This window comes from Bacteroidia bacterium, assembly GCA_027493955.1.
In the GTDB taxonomy this organism is placed as follows: Bacteria; Bacteroidota; Ignavibacteria; order SZUA-365; family SZUA-365; genus JAOSJT01.
In genome coordinates this window covers 4218856-4241782 of sequence record JAOSJT010000001.1, presented here as the reverse complement: position 1 = coordinate 4241782, position 22927 = coordinate 4218856, and the positions used below count along the sequence as shown (strand labels likewise).

General features: G+C 57.5%; 22 protein-coding genes. 5 read left to right on the top strand and 17 right to left on the bottom strand.

What is annotated here, in order from left to right; genetic code table 11:
* The first annotated feature begins 26 nt into the window (after positions 1 to 26).
* From M5R41_16220 to M5R41_16200, 5 genes are all read left to right on the top strand, one after another.
* The gene (locus M5R41_16220) at positions 27 to 620 is read left to right on the top strand and encodes a hypothetical protein (GenBank protein MCZ7557946.1); all 594 of its coding nucleotides are present in this window, start codon (positions 27 to 29) and stop codon (positions 618 to 620) included.
* A 96-nt stretch (positions 621 to 716) separates the two neighbouring features.
* Positions 717 to 1022: a hypothetical protein gene (locus tag M5R41_16215; GenBank protein ID MCZ7557945.1), complete on the top strand. Its 306-nt coding sequence runs from the start codon at positions 717 to 719 to the stop codon at positions 1020 to 1022.
* 66 nt (positions 1023 to 1088) lie between these two features.
* Positions 1089 to 2411, top strand: coding sequence for a T9SS type A sorting domain-containing protein (locus M5R41_16210; protein ID MCZ7557944.1), 1323 nt, complete (start codon positions 1089 to 1091; stop codon positions 2409 to 2411).
* Positions 2412 to 2455: 44 nt separating this feature from the next.
* The gene (locus tag M5R41_16205) at positions 2456 to 3085 is read left to right on the top strand and encodes a hypothetical protein (GenBank protein MCZ7557943.1); all 630 of its coding nucleotides are present in this window, start codon (positions 2456 to 2458) and stop codon (positions 3083 to 3085) included.
* A gap of 6 nt (positions 3086 to 3091) precedes the next feature.
* A complete protein-coding gene (locus M5R41_16200) occupies positions 3092 to 5830 on the top strand; it encodes a T9SS type A sorting domain-containing protein (GenBank protein ID MCZ7557942.1) in 2739 nt (912 codons plus the stop codon).
* A 123-nt stretch (positions 5831 to 5953) separates the two neighbouring features.
* On the opposite strand, the gene M5R41_16195 is transcribed toward M5R41_16200, so the two are convergent.
* The 17 genes from M5R41_16195 to M5R41_16115 form a co-directional block, all read right to left on the bottom strand.
* Positions 5954 to 7486 carry an AbgT family transporter gene (locus tag M5R41_16195; protein ID MCZ7557941.1) on the bottom strand — a complete coding sequence of 511 codons (1533 nt, stop codon included), beginning with the start codon at positions 7484 to 7486 and terminating at the stop codon, positions 5954 to 5956.
* Between the two features lie 313 nt (positions 7487 to 7799).
* Positions 7800 to 8969, bottom strand: a complete 1170-nt coding sequence (locus M5R41_16190) for a hypothetical protein (GenBank protein ID MCZ7557940.1) — start codon at positions 8967 to 8969, stop codon at positions 7800 to 7802.
* The gene (locus M5R41_16185; protein ID MCZ7557939.1) at positions 8966 to 9628 is read right to left on the bottom strand and encodes a c-type cytochrome; all 663 of its coding nucleotides are present in this window, start codon (positions 9626 to 9628) and stop codon (positions 8966 to 8968) included. The genes M5R41_16190 and M5R41_16185 overlap by 4 nt, the downstream gene beginning before the upstream one ends.
* Complete coding sequence (locus tag M5R41_16180; GenBank protein ID MCZ7557938.1) at positions 9615 to 10154, bottom strand: DUF3341 domain-containing protein; 540 nt, start codon at positions 10152 to 10154, stop codon at positions 9615 to 9617. Before M5R41_16180 ends, M5R41_16185 begins: the two co-directional genes overlap by 14 nt.
* 15 nt (positions 10155 to 10169) lie before the next feature.
* Entirely contained in the window at positions 10170 to 11600 is a 1431-nt protein-coding gene (nrfD, locus tag M5R41_16175; protein ID MCZ7557937.1) for a polysulfide reductase NrfD, read from the bottom strand.
* Positions 11597 to 14647, bottom strand: a complete 3051-nt coding sequence (locus M5R41_16170; GenBank protein ID MCZ7557936.1) for a TAT-variant-translocated molybdopterin oxidoreductase — start codon at positions 14645 to 14647, stop codon at positions 11597 to 11599. The genes nrfD and M5R41_16170 overlap by 4 nt, the downstream gene beginning before the upstream one ends.
* Positions 14648 to 14704: 57 nt before the next feature.
* Positions 14705 to 15316, bottom strand: coding sequence for a cytochrome c family protein (locus M5R41_16165; protein ID MCZ7557935.1), 612 nt, complete (start codon positions 15314 to 15316; stop codon positions 14705 to 14707).
* Positions 15317 to 15351: 35 nt separating this feature from the next.
* A complete protein-coding gene (locus M5R41_16160; GenBank protein ID MCZ7557934.1) occupies positions 15352 to 15594 on the bottom strand; it encodes a hypothetical protein in 243 nt (80 codons plus the stop codon).
* A 7-nt stretch (positions 15595 to 15601) separates the two neighbouring features.
* Positions 15602 to 16024 carry a DUF420 domain-containing protein gene (locus M5R41_16155; protein MCZ7557933.1) on the bottom strand — a complete coding sequence of 141 codons (423 nt, stop codon included), beginning with the start codon at positions 16022 to 16024 and terminating at the stop codon, positions 15602 to 15604.
* The gene (locus tag M5R41_16150) at positions 16021 to 16605 is read right to left on the bottom strand and encodes an SCO family protein (GenBank protein MCZ7557932.1); all 585 of its coding nucleotides are present in this window, start codon (positions 16603 to 16605) and stop codon (positions 16021 to 16023) included. The genes M5R41_16155 and M5R41_16150 overlap by 4 nt, the downstream gene beginning before the upstream one ends.
* Complete coding sequence (locus M5R41_16145) at positions 16602 to 17375, bottom strand: ABC transporter permease (protein ID MCZ7557931.1); 774 nt, start codon at positions 17373 to 17375, stop codon at positions 16602 to 16604. The genes M5R41_16150 and M5R41_16145 overlap by 4 nt, the downstream gene beginning before the upstream one ends.
* Positions 17372 to 18292 carry an ABC transporter ATP-binding protein gene (locus M5R41_16140; GenBank protein ID MCZ7557930.1) on the bottom strand — a complete coding sequence of 307 codons (921 nt, stop codon included), beginning with the start codon at positions 18290 to 18292 and terminating at the stop codon, positions 17372 to 17374. The genes M5R41_16145 and M5R41_16140 overlap by 4 nt, the downstream gene beginning before the upstream one ends.
* 8 nt (positions 18293 to 18300) lie before the next feature.
* Complete coding sequence (locus M5R41_16135; protein MCZ7557929.1) at positions 18301 to 18582, bottom strand: cytochrome C oxidase subunit IV family protein; 282 nt, start codon at positions 18580 to 18582, stop codon at positions 18301 to 18303.
* Positions 18583 to 18595: 13 nt separating this feature from the next.
* Positions 18596 to 19183 (bottom strand): cytochrome c oxidase subunit 3, encoded by a 588-nt coding sequence (locus M5R41_16130; GenBank protein ID MCZ7557928.1) that lies wholly within the window; start codon positions 19181 to 19183, stop codon positions 18596 to 18598.
* A gap of 6 nt (positions 19184 to 19189) precedes the next feature.
* Entirely contained in the window at positions 19190 to 20104 is a 915-nt protein-coding gene (gene cyoE, locus M5R41_16125; protein ID MCZ7557927.1) for a heme o synthase, read from the bottom strand.
* Positions 20101 to 21087 (bottom strand): COX15/CtaA family protein, encoded by a 987-nt coding sequence (locus M5R41_16120; GenBank protein MCZ7557926.1) that lies wholly within the window; start codon positions 21085 to 21087, stop codon positions 20101 to 20103. The genes cyoE and M5R41_16120 overlap by 4 nt, the downstream gene beginning before the upstream one ends.
* 8 nt (positions 21088 to 21095) lie before the next feature.
* Complete coding sequence (locus M5R41_16115) at positions 21096 to 22916, bottom strand: cbb3-type cytochrome c oxidase subunit I (GenBank protein MCZ7557925.1); 1821 nt, start codon at positions 22914 to 22916, stop codon at positions 21096 to 21098.
* Positions 22917 to 22927: the final 11 nt, after the last annotated feature.

Genomic DNA, 22927 nt, shown 5'->3' with positions numbered 1-22927 from the left:
TTGAACACCACTTTATGAGGGCAACAATGAAGCAGCGCTACATACACCTTGTGCTCGTACTATCCGCAATTTGTATTCACGTACACATTGCCGATGCACAATCCAACTACACCTTTCATTCGAAAAATGTTGCTGTGATCGGATATGATAAATTCTCACGTGCAGGTAGCAGTGACGTGTGGGGAATAAAGATCGCCGGTACTCCTGACAAACACTACGCGCTTTCAACGCTGGGTGGTGGATTAAGTATTGCATTGGTCAACGCAACATCACCTGTGTACTACAATGAGATGGCGTACGTTAATCACGTCGACTACGATATCCAAGCTCAAACTCCAATTTCTTATGGTTTCGCCGACATTGAAACCTTCGTGGTGAGCGGTATCACGTTCGCTACCTTGGCAATAGCCAGGAGCAGTGCTAATCCAGTCGTATACATCGTCAATGTGGATTCCGCGATAGCCCTCGGTCAAACGGCACAAGATAACTTTGTGCCCATCAGTTCGGTCCAGACAGCCACTATTCCAAGCCTCGACTCAGGCTCTACCCAAGCCCACACCATCACCATCGCGGACAACCGTCTGTACGTCGCCACGCAGAAGCATGAGATCGATGTATAGGATGTCTCGAATCCCTCCTCGCCTCAGCACAAGGGTTCGTACACACTTCCCGGGGGTTTCGGGTCCACATCGCATACCAGCGAAAGCGTGCATGAAATGTTCGTCGATCCCAATGGGCCGAATGGCCATCGCGCTTATGTCGCGTACACACGCGGAGGGCTGTTCATCATCGATATCAACGCGTCCGATGCGGCGAACAGTAGCATCGTGAAGCGACAAATGTACGACAGCGATAAAAGTGGTGCTATGAACGTGTTTTCGACACTTACTCCGCGCTTCGACTGGCGCACCTGCCACAGCGCCTGGCCTACAGATGATCGGAACTATGTGTTTACAACGGATGTAGAGCCTCCGTGTAATTCAGTGAATTCAACATTTTATGACTTGATTCTGAGCACATGATTACGTATGCTCAACCACATAAGCAATCAGCGACATACACTGCACTCTCCGGAAAGGACTTCCATCATGAAGCTGCTACTCGCCTCATTGGTGTTTATACTGTTTCCCACACTTGCTTCCGCGCAAAGCGGTTGGCGGTATATCGGGCCGGAGGAAAAAGAAATTGTATCAATGTCTCTCTTGGGTGATCTGATATTCGCATCTGTACGGGTACCAGGTTCGGGACGACTCTACCGCTCACTTGATGCCGGAGAGAACTGGGAAAGAGTCGATACAACCACGCTTCCTGTCGGGGCCGCGACATGGATTTTTCCGGGAGATTCGATCAAAGTGCTCGCCGCCTACTATACATTCGATCCTTCAAGGACAAGGCATTTTTTCATCAGCGCAGACTCCGGACGAACTTGGGAAAATCATGAAATGGGTCAACTTACAACCGATATCAGCCGGTTTTACTTCAAGGAGGGCAATCATACCGGAGTACTTTTCGGAATTACTTCCTATGGCCCATTGGACCGCTTATATCGTTCGTCAGATTACGGTAGGACCTGGTCATGGCCATACCCCTTTCCGGCCTCAAGCGATGGATCGCGAATCGGTATCGGCATGAGTCCGACAACACCGGATGTGTATGTGAACGTGGACACGGACATCGGAGGCGCGTATTTTTTTCATAGCTCCGATGATGGAGTGACATGGGAGATTGTTGGTTGGGGTCAAGGACTGCTTTCAATGATGATCATCGATCCTGACGATCCTTTATTGATCTATGCCCCGTTCCAGAGCGATTTTGTACGATCGACAGATGGCGGATTGTCCTGGAGTCCTATATTTCAGGGTTGGAGGGGGATCGGCGTTGTTCACGGCGTCATGTCTGCAAATAATCCCGATCATCTCTTCTTCCTCGCACTGGGTGACTCGCCGGGAGTGTATCATTCTACAGATCGGGGTGCAACATGGGTCTATGACACGCTTTCCGCACTGCTGCCTTATAAGCCAACTTTTGGTGGGCCGTACGAATGGCTCTCGTACGATGCGGGTCGGGATCGCTTGTATCTACAAACGGCTAAGGGCATATACGTCCGGGAGAATGCTCTTACAGACGTAAAGACTACGCCTCAACTATCAGATTTCAGCATGCAAACCTGGCCACAGCCGGCAAGCGAAAGCCTTACGGTGAAAACAGAGTTGCCGACAGATGCAAGCGTTATGTTCGGAGTGTACGATACCCTCGGCAAGTTGCTTCGAGAGTGGCAAATGCTCGGCCCCGGCAGCTTGCATTGGGATCTCCGTGACCGCTACAACCAGAATGTGCCAAACGGCATATATATTCTAACCGCGTTCGCCGGAAAAGAAGTAGTGACGCAGAGAATCGTGATCCAACGATAAATCTGACCAACGTCCATTTTCTCAACATTCATTCGGAGCAAATCATGATACATCGATACAGAACCCGCATACTTGCTATCTCAATAGCCCTCCTGTTCGCACAACTCACCTTGGCGCAGTCAAACTACACGTTTCAATCCAAAAACGTCGCGGTGATCGCTGAGGATAATTTCTCGAAAGGAGGTAGCAGCGATGTCTGGGGTATTAGGATAGCTGGCACTCCCAATCGGCACTACGCGCTCTCGACATTGGGAGGCGGCTTGAGCATCGCATTGGTCAATGGCACGTCACCCGCATACTACAATGAGGTGGCGTACGTCAACGATGATGACTATTATGACCCGTTCAATCCAGTGAATATTGGCGTGGCCGACGTGGAAACCTTCGAGGTGAACAATACAACATACGCGGCTTTGGCGATTGCGAACAAGAATGCTAACCCCGTCGTCTACATTGTAAATGTCGATTCCGCGATAGCCCTTGGGCAAACAGCGCAGGATCATTTCGTACCGGTCAGTTCAGTGCAGACTGCAACTATTCCAAACCTTGACCTCGGTACAGCGCAAGCACACACAATCACCATCGCAGATAATATACTCTACATCGCCACTCAGACCCACGATATCGATGTCTGGTCGCTGTGGAATCCTACCGCACCGATACACAAGGGTTAATACAGCTTGCCCGGCGGCTTCGGCTCTACATCCCATATTACCGAGAGCGTGCATGAGATGTATGTCGATCCTAATGGGCATCGCGCGTATGTCGCGTACACGCGCGGCGGACTGTTCATCCTCGATATGGACACCGCGAATGCGGCGAACAGTAGCATCGTGAAGCGACAAATGTACGACAGCGATAAAAGTGGTGCTATGAACGTGTTTTCGACACTTACTCCGCGCTTCGACTGGCGCACCTGCCACAGCGCCTGGCCTACGGATGATCGGAACTATGTGTTTACAACGGATGAAATATCACCCGGAAGTTCGGGCTTTGCCTATGGCGATTCCCTTCAGGCACCGATACTCAAGGTGTGGAAAACGAGCGACCTCGATTCCGCCTCGACGACTTCACTCAAGGGCAATTACTTCGTACAGAACGGGGAGGCGGCGGGATTGATCAATACATCGATGTTTGATACGACGCGTCCGCCCAATTCCATCCACCAATTGCACACGCGCGACGGATATGCGTATGTGGCTCACTACACGCAGGGCTTTCGCGTACTCGATATCAGCGATCCGGAGAATCTCATCGAGGTGGCGTATTACAATGTCTACGATACGCTCACGACCGGGAATTATTCTGACTCAGGAAACTGGGGCCAGGGCATCTATGGTGTGTTCCCCGATGCCTACCGACAGAAGATCTGCTACGCGGGCGGTGGGACGGACGGCCTGTCCATTTTCAAGCACTATCACGAAACCATCGCTGATACGATATACTCGATCAAGCGCGTGAATCTCGACGGTAGCTTCACCATTACGGGCGACACCTATATCACCGCAGGGACGCTTGTCAATGTCAACAACAATTCCACCCTTCTCTTCGATGCTGGCAGAACGCTGTATGTGGACGGCGAACTTTGGCTCAATACCAACACGTTCGGCGCGAACAGCCGCATTGTCTGTCGGGATGGCGGCAAAATCGTGATCTGTCCGGAGGCACATGTGACCGGCCTGCATACCATGATCATCGACAGCGGCGGCGTACTGGAGGTGAAAACGCAGAGTATCGTGGAGATGCAGCGAGATGGCGTGATAAAAATACGCGGCGTGATGGATGCGGGGCTCAATGGCAGTAACTGGGCCCGTTTTGATAAACTCTCCAGCGTCACCTCATGGACCGGCATCGTCTTCGACAGCATCGACATTGCCCTCTCGGAGCAATCCACGCTCTCGAATCTCTTTGTCCACGGCGCGAAAAGCGGCATCACCACCGATCACGCGCAACCGACCATCACGAATTGCGAACTGTCCGACAATGATATCGGCATCACCGTGTTCAGCGATTCGCCCTTCCTGAGCAGTAACCGTATAGAGCGAAACAAGAACGCCGGCCTGCTCGGCTATTACATGAGCACCGTCGTACACGACAACCGCTTCAACAACAACACGAATTACGGCGCGCTGCTGTATCATTGCGGCAATCTGTGGACGGACAATCGGGTGGATTCGAACGGAACCTATGGAGTCTTCGGCAACGATCTGTATCTGCCGTTCAATCGGTACGATGGCGGGAGTTGCGACACGACGCAGGGCAACAGCATGCGCTGGAACAACGCCGGCGTACATATACAGCACAAATCGGCGCCCACCTTCGAATGCGACAACAGCGTGCATTCCAATATCGCGTATGATTTCATCCTGCGCGACACCTCCACCGTCATCGGCGACGGCAACTATCCCGATGATGTTTCCATGAATGTGGATGTGGACGCGCTGTCGGTATTCAGTTGGTCCAACCCGGCGGGTTCGGAGACAGTGCTCCACAAATCGAACTCCACGCAGACGCCCGTCGTGCAGCGCCAGGCCATTGATCCGAGGTACACGCTTGCGTTCAACCAGGGTGCGGCAAGCAAGCGGCTGCGAGCGTACACAACGGCGGTTGCGAAATATGGTGAAGCGTTGGGGTACGCACAACGACGCTGGGAGGCCGAGCAATGCCTGACGCAATGGCAACAATCCTTCATGGACGCAACGCTCAACAAACCCTCCAACGATGCGATATGCGTCAATCCGGCATCCGCCAAGGCACAGTATGTCAACACCCTGAGCGCCATTCGAAGCTCGACCGCGCAACCGCCGTGGCTGCGCAACACCGCAACGGAGTATCTGGCCGATTATCATGCCGCGAACCGTCACTATCCCGAAGCGGTTGCGCTCTACAACAATCTCGCGGCAATCAGCACGACCGAACCGTTGATCGCGCGCCGCTCGCATCTGGCGCTGGTGATACTCACGCACAGGGGTTTGAAGGATTGGAATGGCGCCTACGCCATCTATGAAGATATCGCGGACCTGTATCCCGGATCGCATGAGGAGGTTCACGCCAAAATCGATCTCGGTCTTCCCCTGACAGAGGCCGATTCGGTCACGATACGCACGCTTCCCGGACCATCAAACGAAAAGGCACGGACGGCGGAGATTGCCGAGCACGAGTACGCGATCGACGATATTTATCCGAACCCATTCAACCCTACGACGAGCATTTCGTTTTCGATGAAGGATGCCGGGCGCGTGCGCCTGTCCGTCCATGACAGCAGAGGTGTTGAACTTCTTGTACTGCTGGACGAGCAACGCACCGCGGGTCGGCATGCCGTTACCTTCGACGCCGCTCATCTGTCTTCCGGAGTCTATCATTGTCGCATGGTGGCGGGTGGTGTGACGATGAGCAGGACGATGACGGTTGTGAAGTAGTGCTCAGTACACATCGTCGAGCCGCAGCGACGCGGGCACGGACAGCGGAGTGGTGATCGGCGGCAAAATACACCTCTACGGCTTTGGATCAGACAGGCATCGATATGCCCAGATCCCGCAATATTATCCGTTGTAATACAGCCCCGCACCAGGCCCGACCGGCAACCCGAGGAGAAACCATACGATAAAGAGAATGGTCCAGATGATGCCGAATACCACGGTGTACGGCAGCATAGTCGCTATGATGGTGCCTATGCCGGCCTTCGCGTCATACTTCGCGACAAAGGCCACGATGAGCGCGAAATACGACATCATCGGGGAAATGATATTGGTGATGCTGTCGCCCACGCGATAGGCGCCCTGCACGAGTTCGGGCGAGTAGCCGAGGAGCATGAACATGGGGATGAACACCGGCGCCATGATGGCCCATTTCGCGGACGCGCTTCCCATAACCAGATTGATGATCGCGGTAATGATGATAAAGGCGATAAGCAGCGGTATGGGTCCCAGACCGGAGGATTTGAGCACCTGCGCCCCCTCGATCGCGACAATAAGCCCGATATGGGTCCAGTTGAAATACGCGACGAATTGCGCGGCGAAAAATACGAGCACGGTGTACACACCCAGGGTTTCGATGGCTTTGCCCATGCCCTTCATCACATCCGCGTCGTTGCGCACCGTGCGTGCTCCGATGCCATAGGCCACGGCCAGCACCACCGCGCCGAGAAAAATGAAAGCCACCACGCCTTTGAGAAAAGGTGAGGTCAGCACGTCTCCGGTTTTGGGATCGAGCAGAAAGCCCACACCGGGAAGAAGACCCAGCACAATCACGGTCACAAAGAGGAGGCCTGCGATGAGGGCATAGCGCAGTCCTCTGCGTTCGTCGCTGTTGAGAGGACGCAGCGCATCCTCATCCGCTGCATCACCGGAGTATTTGCCCAGCCGCGGCTCCACCAGCTTCTCCGTTACCCAGGTACCGGCGATGGAAATGAAAAAGGTGGAGACGGCGAGGAAGTAGTAATTGGCCGCGGCGTTGACCTCGTAGTTCTTGTCGATGATGTGCGCGGCTTCCTGCGACAAGCCCGCGAGCAGCGGATCGATGGTGCCGAGCAGCAGGTTTGCGCTGTAACCACCCGACACGCCCGCGAACGCGGCGGCCATGCCCGCGACGGGATGGCGTCCCACCGCGACGAAAATCACACCGGCCAGCGGCACAAGCAGTACGTAGCCCACCTCGCTCGCCGTGTTGGACATGATGCCCGCGAAGACTATCACAAAGGTCAGCAGCTTGCGCGGCGCGGAAAGCACCAGCATACGCAGCGACGAACCGATGAGCCCACTGCTCTCCGCAATGCCGATGCCGAGCATGGAGACGAATACCGTGCCCAGCGGCGCGAAGCTGGTGAAATTCGTAACCATGGTCAGAAGGATGCGATGTAAACCCTCGATGGAAAGCAGATTCACCGGCCGCACCGTTTCCCCGGTCCCCGGATGCTGCACCGCTATGCCGAACTGACTGAACACCCATGACAGGAGGATGACCACTCCGGCAAGTATCGCGAACAGCGTGGCGGGATGCGGCAGGGCATTGCCCACACGCTCTATCCAGCCGAGCAAACGATTCATTATCCCTTTCGAAAATTTTTTCGCGGTCATCGGCACTCCATAACTGTAGCACACACATCGCACCTGAACGGTGCGTCATTACCCATTCCAATACTTCGGGGAAATAATGACAACAACGACCAGAGCAAAAAAGCTCCCTGGGGAACGAAGAATCGGATTATAGGATCAGCGCGCCTTCACGCCGGGCGCCGCCGATGAAAAATCAATCAAATATCGTCACACGGAGCTTCGGCCAAGGCCCGGAAGCGAATCCGAGGCCCACCCCCATCATGTAGAGACGTTGCATGCAACGTCTCTACTCCGGATTTCCCACCCCTTCACCCTTCACCCTTTACCTCTCCCCTCACACACTCTCCGCCAGATACGGATCATTCACCGCCACAGCGCTGCGCTTGCGGAACTGCCATGCGGTGACGAGAATGAAAAAGCCGCCGAGTCCGAGCAGCGGTGCGAATTCATTCCATCCCAGTACCACGGCGTCGTGATTGTAGTTGGGCATGACCAACCAGTACATGTCGAGAAAATGCGCGGCCAGCAGCAACACCGCACCGCTGAGCAGCACGTTCAGATTGCGCTTGGCATCCTGCGAGAGCAAGAGGATGAAGGGAACGATGAAGTGAAACACAAGCAGCAGAATCGAGACGTACTCCCAGCCGTGATTGGTGCGATACTTGAAGAACACGATCTCTTCCGGAAGATCGGCATACCAGATGAGGAGATACTGTGAAAACGCAATGTAGGCCCAGAACACATTGAAGGCGAACAGGAATTTGCCGAGATCATGGAAGCGCTCCGGCGTGAGCCACTCCGTCATCAGGCCCGCTTTTTTCAGAAGCACGGCGATGATGGTGATCACCGCAAGCGTCCCGACCAGCGAGCCCGCAAAGTAATACACTCCGAAAATGGTGCTGAACCAGTGCGGATACAGCGACATCAGCATGTCGAAGGCGGCGAAGGTGATTGTCACCCCGAAGAAAATGGTCACCGGCGCGCTGAGCTTCCAGTTCATACGCGTGGGGCCGATGTCCGCTCGCTTGTCCTGACGGAAGGAATTGCCGACGATGAGGAAGTACATCCCGATCCAGATGGCGATGTACACGAACAGTCTCGTCGTAAAAAAGGGCACGTTGAGCCACGCCGCCTTGCCCTGCAGCACCACGTCTCCCGGCTCGGGATGCACCCAGTGATGATACAGCACGCCGACACCGAAAACGATGGGTAATACGAAAATCAGCAGCAGCGGTGTGAATCCACCTATGAGTTCAGGAATGCGGCGGATGGAGACGCTCCACCCCGCGCGCACGAGAAACTGCAGCATGCTGAAGAACACGCCCGTCACCGCAATGCCGGCAAAAAACACGAAGGCGGTGAGATAGCCGAAAAGGAAGCGGTCATAATCCGCAAACGCCGACGCCAGCGACAATGCGACACCGAGCACGGCGGCGGCACCGCCGACCATGGTCATGGTTTTGACGAATTTCGTATCCCCGAGAAGTACCGGTGCTCTGTTCATTGTGCCTGTCCCGTGTTCGCAGTCGTTGGTGTGGCTTTGGCGGAGTCCGCGGCGGCGGGCTTCGGCGCTTCCGCGTATTTCAGCGGAGCTTTTTGCAGCTCGCGCACATAGTTGACGATGGCCCAGCGATCCTCGGGCTTCAGCTTGTCGGCATAGCCGGGCATGATGTTCTGTCCCGCGCTGATCACATGGAACAGACGCGCATCGGAATAATTCTTTGCATTGGGAGCGGCGAGACTCGGCGGCTTGGGCATGCCCTTGCGCACGACCTCGGTGGTATCCTGCCCCGACGGCGAATGACAGGTAGCGCAGAACACGTTGAAACGGTTCTTCCCGCGCTCCAGCAGATCCGTGCGTCCGGCCAGCGGATTACGGAGTTCCGCCTCCGCTTCCTCAAATGTCGCGTACGGGTAGATGTCTCCGTCGCGCGGCACGGTGCCGGGCACGTGTCCGCGCATCGCCAGACGGTCGGCAAAAAATTCGCTGCCCTGCTGTGCGCCGACCTTGCTTTGATAGTACATGTCGTAGCGTATCTGAATCGGCGGCTCCGTCGAGCGGAAGGCCTGGAAATCGTTGCCTGCCCACAGCACCAGAAAAGAGACGGCAGCCGCGGCCACAACCAATGCCGCAATGATGAGGTTCCGTTTATTCTTCAACATAGTCCACCGTACGGATCTGTTCGGCACCCAGTGCGTCAAGCAGCGAGCGGGTGCGTTCGGGATGATAACTCGCGTCCTCCGCATCAATGGTGACCACGAAGGCGTCGTCGGTGCTGCGAAGGAAATGCGGGTCGTTCTGCCATTTCGAGAACCAGCGCGGCAAGCCGTTGAGGGCGAACATACCCACGACGGTCGCGATGGCGCAGAGAAGAATGGTCAGCTCGAAGGCAATGGGAATGGAGGGCTCGAAGGCGAACAGCGGCTTGCCGCCGATCACCAGGGGATAATCCACCGCGCCCGTCCACCACTGCAAATGCAGCGCGATGCCGAGGCCGGCCACACCGGCGCCGAGGGATATCCATGGCAATATCGTACGCTTGATGCCCATGGCGTCGTCCAGCCCGTGCAAGGGATAGGGCGTGTGAAAATCGAATTTGCTGTAGCCGGCGCGGCGAATTTCCGCCGCCGCCTTCAGTACGGCGTCGGGATTCGTGAATACACCGATCATGCCTGCGTTCTTGCTCATGCGTCGCGTTCCTCGTCAGTGATGGTCATGAGACGGTTGCGCACCGGGAAGTATGCCCTTCACCTCCGAAATCGCCAGCACGGGGATGTACTTGGCGAAGAGCAGGAAGAGCGTGAGAAACAACCCGATCGTGCCCGCGAAAATGGAGACGTCCACCCATGTCGGTGTGAAATAGCCCCAACTCGACGGCAGAAAATCCCGGTGCAGCGAGGTGGCGATGATCACGAAGCGCTCGAACCACATGCCGATGTTTACGAAAATCGACACCACCCAGGTGATCAGCAGATTGCGACGGATATTCCGGAACCAGAAGAGCTGCGGGATAAAGACGTTGCAGGTCACCATCGTCCAATACGCCCAACTGTACGGCCCGAAGGCGCGGTTGATGAAAATGAATTTCTCGTACGGATTGCCGCTGTACCAGGCGATGAAAAACTCGACGCCGTAGGCATAGCCCACCATAAGGCCCGTCGCCATCAGAATCTTGTTCATATTCTCGATGTGCTTGAGCGTGATGAACTGCTGCAGGTTCAGCAGGGTGCGCGCGATGATCATCAACGTCAGCACCATGGCGAAGCCGGAGAAAATGGCGCCCGCCACGAAATACGGCGGGAAGATCGTCGTGTGCCAGCCTGGTATCACCGACACCGCAAAGTCGAAACTCACGATGGTGTGCACCGACAGTACCAGCGGTGTGGAAATGCCCGCGAGAATCAGGTAGGCCTTTTCGTAGCGGTGCCAATGACGGTTCGCGCCTGTCCATCCAAGGCTCAGGAAGGTGAACACATACTTCGAAATCCAGTTCTTCGCGCGATTCCGCAGTGTCGCGAAATCCGGCACGAGGCCGACGTACCAGAACATCAGCGATACCGCGAAATACGTGGACACGGCGAACACGTCCCACAACAGCGGCGAGCGGAAATTCACCCACATCTGCATCTGATTCGGCAGCGGCAGCAGCCAGTACACCGCCAGCCATGGACGACCGGTGTGAATGATCGGGAAAATCAATGCGCAGATGACGGCAAATATTGTCATCGCTTCGGCGGCGCGATTGATGGCCGTCCTCCATTTCTGGCGGAAAAGGAATAAAATGGCCGAGATCAGCGTTCCCGCGTGACCGATACCGATCCAGAACACGAAGTTGGTGATGTCCCAGGCCCAGCCCACCGGCTGATTGTTGCCCCAGACGCCAATACCCGTGAACACCGTGTAGAGAATGGTGAGTATGCCCCAGCCGGCAAGCGCACTGGTGAGGGTCACGGCGGCATACCACCCCTTCGTGGGTTTGCCTTCGACGACGGCGGAGACTTTCTCCGTCACGTCGGTGAGCGTGGGTTTCCCCTCGAACAGCGGCTCGCGCAATTCGTGCGGATCCACGGCCAGGGTGCCGGCCCGCTCCACGTCCCAATGATCGTGGCGATGCTTTTCAGTAACAGGGGTCATGCGCGGCCTCCGTCGGTATTCCTGATCTTGGCGAGGTAGGTGATGGACGGCCGCACGTTCAATTCGCGCAGCACGTGATAGCCGCGGTCGCTCGTCATGCTCTTCGACACGGCGCTGTCGGGATTGTTCACGTCGCCGAACACGATGGCGTCGGCAGGACAGGCCTGCTGACAGGCGGTATGCACTTCGCCGTCGTTCAGGCGGTCGCGGCCTTCGTTCTTCGCGTGATGCTTCGCACCGTTGATGCGCTGCACGCAGAACGTGCACTTCTCCATCACGCCGCGCATACGCACAGTGACGTCGGGATTGAACACCAGCGACAGCGGATCGCGGTCCTCCGTGTGATTGTCGAGATAGTTGAAGCGGCGGACTTTGTAGGGACAGTTGTTCGAGCAGTACCGCGTCCCCACACAGCGGTTGTAGGTCATTTCATTGAGACCTTCGGGGCTGTGCGTCGTCGCGGCCACGGGACACACGTTTTCGCACGGGGCCTTTTCGCAGTGCTGGCACAGCATGGGCTGCAACAGTGTGTCGGGATTGTCGTCGTCGCCGCTGTAATAGCGGTCGATGCGTATCCAGTGCATTTCGCGACCGCGTGCCACCTGTTCCTTGCCGACGGCCGGAATGTTGTTCTCCGACACGCAGGCGATCACACAGGCGTTGCAGCCGACGCAGGACGAGGTGTCAATGGTCATTCCCCAGCGGTGGCCGCTGCTGTAGTCGAAGGGCTTGGTCATGCTGATCGGACGGTCGGTGTTGCGCTCTGCGCCATACACCGGCAGGTCCTTCTCGTAAATCACCGAGGCATCCTTGGCGTAGGCCGCGAGCGTGGCCGTCTTCACGATGTCGCTGCGGTCGATATCGAAATGCTCATCGCCGGATAGCGAGTGATGATCCTGCGTGGTCGCGATAGTCATGGTCGCGCCGGTTTTTTCAATTTTTGCGCGCACATAGCCGATGGATTCGGAAACGGAGGACATCACGGCAAAGGCGTTGGCGCCTTTCTCCGCAAGCACGCGTCCGCCTTCGGTGCGTCCGAAGCCGGTGCTTGTGAACACCGCGTCCCCGGAAATCCCCGGCTGAATGAACACCGGCAGCTCGATACTGCCCGATGCCGTTGTGATGCGCACCACATCCTGCTGTTTTACCCCCAGCCGCTGCGCCAGGGATTTGCTCATCATCGCGACGTTGTCCCAGGTCACCTTGGTGACGGGATCGGGCAACTCCATGAGCCAGCCCAGATTGGCCAGGCGTCCGTCGTACAGCGAGTGCGACGGCAGCACGCCGAGCATCAGTCCCTGTTGCTTCTGCGCGGCGGCGCTGCGAAGCAGGCGCGAAGCAGATGTGGTGTCGAAGCCCATCGCCGGACGCTGTGTGCTGCCGGGAATGGATCCGTTCCGCAATGCGTCCGTCCAGAAGGCATCGAAATACGGGCGTCCGCTCGCGGCGAACACTTCGTCGCGCCAGCGCTTGCGCACATACTCGTACCAATTTGCGGTGTCGGCGAAGCTGTTCGCGTCCAGCGCCTTGGCGATGCCCATGAGAGCGTCACCCAATGAGAGCTGGCCTTCGTTCAGAGGCGCGATCAGCGGCTGCACGACGGCCTGTGAACCGTCCATCATCCGGGCGTCTCCCCACGCTTCGAGATAGTGGTTGACCGGAATGAAAATGGAACAGAATTTCGATGTCTCGTCGGCGTATTGCGAAAGCGAGAAGCGGTAGGGAACTTTGGACACAAGGGTCCGGAAACCCGCTCCAGGCAGAGAGTAGGCGGGATTCACATCGGCGAAGATCAGCGCGCCGACGGAACCCTTGTTCAGCTCTCCGCGCAGCGTTTCGATACCGGCTTTCTTCGACGCGCTGTAAGGAAGCGCCTGTGCGGGATCGAACACTTTTCCCTCGCCATACGCGCCAAGAACGCGGTTGAGCAGCACACCCAGCGCATGCGTCTCGACGGGCAGATGCCTGCCGATCAGTACCGCGGATTGTTTCCCGGCCATGTCGTCGGCGATCCGGGCGATCAGGGGGAAGCGCTCGTTGGCCGCCCCGGCCAACATGGCGACGAGCGACGCGTCGAGACCGGGCAGACCGCGCTTGACGCACAGCTCATGCAGCAGTGCCAGCAGAAACTCATTCATCTCGCCGGGCTTGATGCTCACGCGCGTGTCGGCATTCATGCCAGTGAGCGTCATGGCCGCTTCCACCGCGTAGAAGCGGCTCATGGAAAGATCGCTGCGCGAGGGTTTGCGGCGGGACGAGAAGCGGCGGATGTGATACAGCGCGTCGGGATCGGTACCGAGGAAATCCGCTTCCACACCGAGGAGCACATCCGCGCGGGAGAGATCGGGCACCATGATGCCGTCGAAGCCGAGCAGTTGCCGGTTGGCTTCCGCCGCGCCTGTGGCGGTGATAGCGGGCCAGGTCACCACTTTGGTATTGGGCAGCAGTGTCTCGAGCTGCGCATACAGCTTCGCAAGCGAGGGCGACGCGTGCTCGTCCACGACGATGCGGACGCTCTTCCCCTTGGCCGTCACTTCGCGGATCGCGTCGGCGATGCGGCGCATGGCGTTGAGCGGCGTGGAGTCGCTGTCGTTTACCGTGGGCCGCAGGACGCGGTCGGGATCGTACAGCGACAGCAGCGAGGCCTGCGCGAGATGCGACGATTTCCCGCCGCTCACCGGATCGAGATCGTTCCCCTCGATTTTGATCGGGCGTCCCTCGCGGGATTTCACGAGCAAGCCGGCAGCGAAATTCTGATGCGTCCACGCGGTGGCGAAATGGTTGGCCAAACCGGGCACGAGATATTCCGGTTTTTTTACATAGGGCACGATCGTCTGTTCGGGACGCCGGCAACCGGTCGCCGCAAAGGCAGTGGACGCGGCAAGCAGACCGATGAAGGTGCGCCGTGTCATGAACGACGCGCCCGCTGTGGGCTCGTCGTAATCCGGCGGGAACTCGTGCTTGAGTTGCTCCATGACCTCCGGATCGCCCGACAGCTCGCGGAAGCTTTTCCAGTAGGTCTTGTTCTGTGTCGTTGTATCAGCCATGCTGTATGTGTCGTAGTGAATCGTTAGTCTCGGTGAGAAACGTGCCGCGATGCCCGGTCAATGATGGCAGGCGGAACAGTTCTCGGGTCCTTTTTTCAATGCGCTGTTGAGCACCGAAGGGCGCACGTCCACGCCGGAAATGTCACGAGTCCGGATGACGTGTTCCTCCGGCGCGCGGTGACAATCCAGGCACCAACCCATGGTCAGCGGTTTTTTCTGAACCACCACCCCCTGCTTTTCCACCTCGCCGTGACAGGACGCACAATCGATACCAGCGTTCACATGCCGGCTGTGATTGAAAAACGCGTAGTCGGGAAGCCGGTGAATGCGCACCCACTCAATCGGGGTATTGTTCTCATAGCTCGCGCGTACGGCCTCGAGCTTGGGACTGTCGCGCTTGACGGCGTTGTGGCAATTCATGCAGGTGCTCGTCGGCGGCACGGTGGAATGCGCGGAAGTTTCGACGCTGCTGTGGCAATAGACGCAACTGATGCCGAGATCTCCGGCATGGAGCCGGTGGTCAAACGGCACGGGTTGCTGCGGCCGGTATCCGACATCCATAACATCGGGGTGGCGCAAAAAATAGAATGCGAGGGCGCCGACGGCGACCACGGTGAGTCCGCCGAGTATTGCGCGTTTAATCTGCTTGTCTATGGAGGCTGTAAACATAGCTGCCTGAAAAAATGGATTTCGTATTCTCGGAGTCAGGACCGCAACGCGGATTGATCGGTATTCCTGCGGGCCAGCCACAAGCGCAGCACAAAACCGCCGATCACGACAAACGGCATGGCCATCATGAACAGTATGCTCGCTCCGTAACCGGATGCCACGGGCGTTGCGCCATCCGACGCGTATGCTTCCTTGCAATTCGGACACGCCTGGGCAACATCCGGAAACAGGAATGCCGCCGTTAGCAGAATCAGTGTCAATGCGATTGTGCTCTTCATCTCCAACTCACGCATAGAAGTGGTACAGCATCAGATACACGGCCACACCGGTGACGGATACGTACAGCCACAGCGGCAGCGTCCACCGCGCGATGGCGCGGTGACGCTCCACAGACATTTTCAGTCCGCGAAACAATGTGAGTATCGCCATGGGCGGTACGGCGACCGCAAGGATGGAATGCGATATCAGAATGATGAAATACACCGTTCGCGCAATCCCCTCACCCTGGAACCTCGTCACGAGATGCGCGCTGAAGTGATAGGTCAGGTAGGTGGCCAGGAAAAGCGTCGAAGTCGCGAAAGCCGCCAACATCATCGCGCGGTGCCTGCGTACGTCCTTGCGCCTGATGAAATAGAATCCGACGAGCAGAAACGCGGTCGCAAGCGAATTCAGCAGCGCATTCACCGTCGGGAGATCACTGATGCTCATGCGTCCCTCCCGAGCAAAAAGTCAATGGCGCCGCGAAGCTCGCTCATTTTCGTATCGTCCATGCCGTCGTAATATCCCCGGATGGTCCCGCTGCGATCGACAAGAATGAAGCGTGTGCTGTGCAAATCCGGTTCGGACGCGTCACCGACCTTGAAACCCGCGGATGCGACCTCGGACACCTGTTCGATACTGCTGTGCAGCATGTACCAACGGCCCGGCTTCGCCGAGTAGCGGTCCGCATAGCGCGCCAGCCGCAGCACGGTGTCCGTCTCCGGATCCACGCTGAAACCGACGATGCGAAAATCATTGGCCTTGGCGTACGCGGCCTGCAAGACGTTGGCCTTGGAATTCATCACGGGACAGGGACCGGAACAGCTCGTGAAAAAGAAATACGCGATGTACACGGTACCGCGCAGCTCGTCGCTGCTCACCTCGGCGCCGGTAAAGTTACTGCCGGTGAACGCGGGGGCTTTACCCAGTTCCGGCAGCGCTGTCACCGTCGTGGCGCTTCCGTCTCCGCAGGCTGAAACGCCAGCGGCGGCAAGGATAGCGAAGGTAATATGGAGAAAGGTGCGTCTCATCGTTTTGATAGTGTGCGCAATGTTGCGGCGTACACGGCAGCGCCGCTCAGGAGAGCGACGATCGAGGCCATGATGATATCCGGACTACCGGCTACCGTCGTGCCGCTGCCCAGAAAAAACGCCGTTTGGAACAGTGACGTGACATAGTACATGGGATTCAGTCGAATAAGGGCCGCGAGCCAATCGCTTGCACCCGCTACCGGGAACAGCGCTCCGGACAGCACCCACATGGGCATGAGCAGCAGATTCATGATCGCGTGAAATCCCTGCGTGCTCTGCATGTGCCAGGCGATCAGCAAACCCAAACTGGTCAATATCAGCCCGGCTGCCGCGACGAGCAGTGCGCTGGCTCCGGCTGCTTCAAGGCTCACCGGAATTCCCGCGACCGGCAGCAATGCGAACAGCACCGCGGCTTGAATCAGAGAAAGCGTTGAGCCAGCAAGCATCTTGCCCCACAGCAAGGAGCCGCGCGACGCCGGCGAGGCAAGGACGCCCTGCATAAAGCCGCTCTTTTTGTCCTCTATCACGGACATCGTGGAAAACATCGACGTAAAGACGGTGATCAGCAGCAGCACGCCGGGAAAGAAAAACGCGCCGTACGCTACACCACCTGTGTGACTGCCATCCACGCTGCCGGCAAATCCCGCCGCGAGTAACGCCCAGATCACCACCGGCTGTCCGATGGCGCCATAGATACGGCTGCGCCTGCGGACGAAATGCCGCATGTCGCGCAGCCAGAGACTGTATACGGGGAGGACGAAAGCGTTCATGCGGCAATGGCCTCCGTTCTCTCCACAATATGAGCTCCGGTGCGGGTGAGAAAGTAATCGTCGAGCGAGGGCCTGCGCGATTCGATACTGCAGCGCTCCGCATCGTCTCCCAGTGCATCCACGATTCCCCGGAGACTGGCATGCGGCACGAACAGTGTGTCATCGCTCCAACCGAACACCGTGTATCCGGCCGTCTTCAGGCGACGCTCTACGGCGACGCTGTCCGCGCTGCGAACTTCCGCGACTGTTTCTCCGAATTCCACAAGCAGTTTTGCGGGAGCTGCGTCGGCCATCACGCTTCCCTTGTGCAGCATGACGACATGGCCGCATAGTGCGGCAAGGTCCAGTTCATGCGTTATCAACACCACGGTCAAGGCGCGCTGCTGCGCGATATCGCGCAGATGTGCGAAAAACTGCATCCTCGCACGCACATCCAGCCCGGAGAATGGTTCATCGAGCACCAGCAAACGCGGTCCGGTCAGCAGCGCTTTCGCAACCTCCACTCGCCGTTGATAGCCGCCCGACAAGGTATCCACACGGCGGTCCAGCACCTCGTCGAGGTCCAGCGCGTCCAGCACATCCCGCGGAAGCGCGGCGCGTTCAAGGCGTCTCCCGTGCAGCATCATGTGATGCGAAAAATTCTCGAACACGGTCAGCAGGCCGTCAAGGGCGGGCGATTGAAAAACCACACTCATGTCCGCTTTATTCAAAGGCCGGCCGTCAAAGCGCACACTCCCCGCGGTTGCTTGCAACAGACTCGCGATCACGCGGAACAGCGTGGACTTCCCGCTGCCGTTGGGGCCCACCACCGCGGTGATCTCGCCGGACGTAGCGGTAAAGCCCACAGCGTCGAGCGCGCGTACCGCCTCGTGTTTCTTCTGCGTATAGCTGTGCGATATGGAGTCGACGACGAGCATGCGATGGATCAGAGGCCGAGCACCGTCAGTGCGTATACCATGATGACAAAAAACGCGAGCGGAATGTACACGAACAGCCGCAGCCGACGATGATCGAATTTCAGATGCATGAAAATGTATGCCACCAGTCCGGCCTTGAGCAGGGCTATGAGAATGCCCACCACGATGTTGAGCGTGTCACCGAAGTGAATGGTCGTCACCGCCACCGTCAGTGCCGTGAGCACCATCAGGGCGATGAATACCTTGAGATAGCTTTTCTGGATTTCCTTGAAACTGACGCCGTGAGCCATGCCTGTCTCCTTTCTAGAAAATCAGATACAATGTCGGGAAGAGGAAAATCCACACGAGATCGACGAAGTGCCAGTACAAGCCCAGTGTCTCCACGCGATGATGCATGCTCTGCGGATAGCCTTTCGTCAGCGACTTGCCGAGCATCCAGATCATCGGGATGAGTCCGCCGATCACGTGCAGCGCGTGAAAGCCCGTCATGGTGAAGTAACTGGCGAAAAAGGTGTTCGTCCAGGGATAAATGTCATGCGAAAACTTCGTGGCGTACTCGAAGGATTTGATGCCGAGAAAACCGAACGCGCAAACAATCGTGATGGTGAGGAAGAGGCGGAACTTCGCTTCCTCACCGCGTTCCAGCGCCAGATGCGACAGCGCCATAGTGAGACTGCTCGTAATCAGCACGGCGGTGTTTATCGTGGCCACGACTTTGTCTAGCTGATGAGCGCTTGCGGTGAACAGTTCGATGTTCAGATTGCGCAGCACGATAAACGCACCCAGAAAACCCGAGAAAAACATGATTTCGGATGCGAGAAATATCCACATTCCGAGCTTTCCGTGATAGATGCCCGTATTGAAACGCGAATGAGCGGCGAGTGTGGTCATAATGCGTCAGGCCTTGTCGATGAACATCAATGTGAGCAGCGCGAGAAGGTAGAGATACGAGGTCAGCAGCACTGCGCGCGCGCGTGTGTTGCTGCGCGTATGCATGAAACGCAATCCCATGGCGAGGAAGGCGCCCCCGAGCAGCAGTGCCGCGCCGAAATAGAGCAGTCCGGTGTCGCCGTACACCGTCGGCAACAGGCTGAAGAGCAGCAACAGAATGGTGTACGATACGATATGCTTCGCCACCACTATACCGCTTTCATCCAGCGCGGTCAGCATGCGAAATCCGCCACGCTCGTAATCCTTGCGGTACATCCATGCGAGCGAAAAGAAGTGCGGCATCTGCCAGAGAAACAGTATCATGAACAGCACACCGGCCTCGAGCGTAATGCTCCCCGTCACCGTCGCGTATCCGCCCAGCGGCGGCAGCGCGCCGGGTATGCCGCCAACCAGCGTCGACAGCGGGGTCACGCGCTTGAGCGGCGTGTACACTGCGAGATACAGGAACAGCGTCAGCGCGGCAAGTCCGGCGGTCAGCGGCTGCGCAATGACAAGCAGCGCGAGACCCGCGGCGGCGAGCGCAATGCCGAACCACGTCGCCTGCGCAGCGGTGATTTTTCCCGATGGAATGGGACGAAACATCGTGCGTTTCATCTCAAGATCGTAGCGATGCTCCATCACATGGTTCAGGACGCAACTGCCGGCGGAAACCAGCGCGGTCCCCACCACCGTCGCGATGAACAGAAGCAGGTAATCCAGCAGTGCGAAATGCTTCGGCAGCGCAAGCCAGAATCCTGCGGCGGTACTCACGACCACCATCAGCGTGATGCCCGGCTTCGTCAACTCGTAATACGCGGATGCGCTTTCACGGCGCGTGAGTTCCACTGCGGCGGTTGTCGCTGAATAGTTGAGATCGCTCATGCCCGTGCCTCCGAAACCTGTAGCTGTTCATTCGTATCCGCCTCGCGGAATGCATAGTAGCGCCGCGCCCACGCGTAGGTCAGGAACACCGTCGCGAAGGTGATGGCGCCTCCCGCCACATGCAGCGTGTTGGGAATAATCGCTTCGCGCGTCCATATCACCGTCGCGCCCAGCATGAACTGTACGGCGATCATCGCCAGACCCGCCATAGCCGGACGCCGGAGCCGACGAAGCTCGGGACGACGGAAAATCTTCACGCTCTGCACAATGATTAGTGTCGTCAGCACCACGGCACCCACTCGGTGCAGGAACTGAATGAGCACACCGAAACTGACGAATTCGGGTATGATGCGTCCGTTGTTCAACGGGAAATCGGAAATCGCCATGCCGCTGTACGTGTGTCGCGTCAGCGCACCAAGAAAAATCTGTACGAACGTGAACAGCACCGTCGCGAGCAGCAGTTTCTGCAGCCCCGCGTCGGCGTCCACCTGCAATGCGGGCGCGGAATTCGTCCACCCGCGCGACGTGGCCGCCGCCATGAGCATGGTCATTATCATGAAGGCCTGCGCAAGCATGGCGTGTCCGGTGGACACCGCTGTCGGCAAGCGCATGAGCACCGTCAATCCACCGAGCACGCCCTGTACGATCACCGCAAATAACGCCGCGCCGGCGAGCCACTTCAACCAGCGGCGCGTATCGTACGCCCAGATCATCACGGCCACGGCGATCATGATCACGCCGATACCCGAAGCGATGAGCCGGTGTCCGTGCTCGTACACGATGCCGCCGTACCACTTGTCTATGGGATAGGTGAACATGTTCTCGCCGTAGGTTGTCGGCCAGTCAGGTACCGATAATCCCGCGCCGGCGCTGTGCACAAGTCCGCCCTTCGCGATGAGCAGAACCGTGCCCACGGCCAATATCACCGCGAGACGATGCAGCAGGCGCTGCGGAAAATTCCAATAGGTGCTCGTCGTCGTCATCTCTGTCCTCACGCTGTCGTTTCGCTGTGCTGCGCCTGACGTGCGCGGTGATGCTCCCACTGCGCTGCGACGTCGTCGGGCGAAACCGTCTGCGGCAGATAATCCTGTACGCTCTCGGGCGAACTGTATTCGTACGGACCACGATACACGCGAAGCTCCGTATCGAAATTGCCATGCGGCGGTGGTGACGGCGCCTGCCATTCGAGGGTGTTGGCGCGCCAGGGATTGCGCTTCGCCTTGCGGCCATAGAACCAACTGTAGAAGAGATTCGCCACAAGAATGAATTGTGCGAACCCGAGCAATATGGCATTGATCGTGATGAACTCGTTCATCGGCTGAAACGGCTTGAGAAAGTCATACACGGTGGGATCGTAAATGCGGCGCATCATTCCACCCACACCGAGGATATGCATGGGAAAGAAGGTGCCGTTGAAGGTGATGAACGTCGTCCAGAAATGCCACTTCCCCAGACGCTCGCTGTACATGCGTCCGGTCATTTTCGGGAACCAGTAATGCAGCCCGGCAAAGACCGCGAAGAGACTGCCGCCAAACAGCACATAGTGAATGTGTCCGACGATGAAATACGTGTCGTGAATGAACACGTCCACAGGCGTCGAGGCCATGAAAATGCCGCTCAGACCGCCGATCACGAACATGGACACAAAGGCGACGGCGTTCAGCATCGGCGTGGTGAATTCCATTTTCCCGCGCCACATGGTGCCGAGCCAGTTGAAGGTCTTGATCGCCGAAGGTACCGCGATCACCATCGTGCTGACCATGAAGGTCGTGCCGAGCAGCGGATTCATGCCGGACTGGAACATGTGATGTCCCCAGACGATAATGCCGAGAAACGCGATCGCGACGATGGCGAAAATCATCGCCTTGTAGCCGTACAGCGGCTTGCGGGAAAAAGTGCTCAGCACATCGGAGACCACGCCCATACCCGGCAAAATCATGATATACACCGCGGGATGAGAATAGAACCAGAAAAGATGCTGCCACAACAAGGGCTGCCCCCCGCCCGCCGTGCGCGACATGTCACGCGCCGGCACGATGAGGTTCGATGGGGTAAAGAAGCTCGTGTGCAGAAAATTATCCATGAAGAGCATGGACAGCGCTGCGGCAAGCACGGGCGTACCGATGATCACGATAATGGCCGTGATGAACACCGCCCACACGGTCATCGGCAACTGGAACATCTTCAGACCCGGTGCGCGCATGTTCATCACCGTCGTGATATAATTCACCGCGCCGAGAATCGAGGAAAAGCCCGCGAGGAAGAGCCCCACGATCCATAGCGTCTGTCCCGACGAGGCAACCGCGCTGAGCGGCGGATAGGCCGTCCAGCCCGAGGCCGCCATCCCTCCTTCCATGAAAAAACCGCTCATCATCACGACACCGGCAAGTGGATACAGCCAGAACGACACCATGTTGAGAAAGGGAAACGCCATGTCGTCCGCGCCGATCATCAGCGGAATGGCAAAGTTTCCGAACACACCGACCAGCAACGGAATGATCACAGCGAAAATCATGATCGTCCCGTGCATCGTGAGCAACTGTGCGTAAAACTCCGCCGTGATCGCACCATCGGGATTCACCCAGCTCGAAGGCAGCATGGTGCCGATCACAGGAATCGGCTCGCCGGGATAGGCCAATTGCCAGCGGATGAACAGTGCAAACGCTCCGCCGATGAAGAGGAACAGAATCGCGACAATCAGAAACTGCTTCGCGATCATTTTGTGATCGGTGGAGAAAATGTAGGTACGCAGGAAGGACGCGTGATGCGCTCCGGCGTGGGCATGAGGTGCGGTATGAGCAACGGCTTCCATAGGATCTCAAC

Excerpts from the sequence above, each read along its gene's own strand:
- M5R41_16220 (MCZ7557946.1), top strand. The coding sequence starts at position 27 with ATGAAGCAGCGCTACATACACCTTGTGCTCGTACTATCCGCAATTTGT.
- M5R41_16215 (MCZ7557945.1), top strand. The coding sequence starts at position 717 with ATGTTCGTCGATCCCAATGGGCCGAATGGCCATCGCGCTTATGTCGCG.
- M5R41_16210 (MCZ7557944.1), top strand. The coding sequence starts at position 1,089 with ATGAAGCTGCTACTCGCCTCATTGGTGTTTATACTGTTTCCCACACTT.
- M5R41_16205 (MCZ7557943.1), top strand. The coding sequence starts at position 2,456 with ATGATACATCGATACAGAACCCGCATACTTGCTATCTCAATAGCCCTC.
- M5R41_16195 (MCZ7557941.1), bottom strand. The coding sequence starts at position 7,486 with ATGACCGCGAAAAAATTTTCGAAAGGGATAATGAATCGTTTGCTCGGC.
- M5R41_16190 (MCZ7557940.1), bottom strand. The coding sequence starts at position 8,969 with ATGAACAGAGCACCGGTACTTCTCGGGGATACGAAATTCGTCAAAACC.
- M5R41_16185 (MCZ7557939.1), bottom strand. The coding sequence starts at position 9,628 with ATGTTGAAGAATAAACGGAACCTCATCATTGCGGCATTGGTTGTGGCC.
- M5R41_16180 (MCZ7557938.1), bottom strand. The coding sequence starts at position 10,154 with ATGAGCAAGAACGCAGGCATGATCGGTGTATTCACGAATCCCGACGCC.
- nrfD (MCZ7557937.1), bottom strand. The coding sequence starts at position 11,600 with ATGACCCCTGTTACTGAAAAGCATCGCCACGATCATTGGGACGTGGAG.
- M5R41_16170 (MCZ7557936.1), bottom strand. The coding sequence starts at position 14,647 with ATGGCTGATACAACGACACAGAACAAGACCTACTGGAAAAGCTTCCGC.
- M5R41_16165 (MCZ7557935.1), bottom strand. The coding sequence starts at position 15,316 with ATGTTTACAGCCTCCATAGACAAGCAGATTAAACGCGCAATACTCGGC.
- M5R41_16160 (MCZ7557934.1), bottom strand. The coding sequence starts at position 15,594 with ATGAAGAGCACAATCGCATTGACACTGATTCTGCTAACGGCGGCATTC.
- M5R41_16155 (MCZ7557933.1), bottom strand. The coding sequence starts at position 16,024 with ATGAGCATCAGTGATCTCCCGACGGTGAATGCGCTGCTGAATTCGCTT.
- M5R41_16150 (MCZ7557932.1), bottom strand. The coding sequence starts at position 16,605 with ATGAGACGCACCTTTCTCCATATTACCTTCGCTATCCTTGCCGCCGCT.
- M5R41_16145 (MCZ7557931.1), bottom strand. The coding sequence starts at position 17,375 with ATGAACGCTTTCGTCCTCCCCGTATACAGTCTCTGGCTGCGCGACATG.
- M5R41_16140 (MCZ7557930.1), bottom strand. The coding sequence starts at position 18,292 with ATGCTCGTCGTCGACTCCATATCGCACAGCTATACGCAGAAGAAACAC.
- M5R41_16135 (MCZ7557929.1), bottom strand. The coding sequence starts at position 18,582 with ATGGCTCACGGCGTCAGTTTCAAGGAAATCCAGAAAAGCTATCTCAAG.
- M5R41_16130 (MCZ7557928.1), bottom strand. The coding sequence starts at position 19,183 with ATGACCACACTCGCCGCTCATTCGCGTTTCAATACGGGCATCTATCAC.
- cyoE (MCZ7557927.1), bottom strand. The coding sequence starts at position 20,104 with ATGAGCGATCTCAACTATTCAGCGACAACCGCCGCAGTGGAACTCACG.
- M5R41_16120 (MCZ7557926.1), bottom strand. The coding sequence starts at position 21,087 with ATGACGACGACGAGCACCTATTGGAATTTTCCGCAGCGCCTGCTGCAT.
- M5R41_16115 (MCZ7557925.1), bottom strand. The coding sequence starts at position 22,916 with ATGGAAGCCGTTGCTCATACCGCACCTCATGCCCACGCCGGAGCGCAT.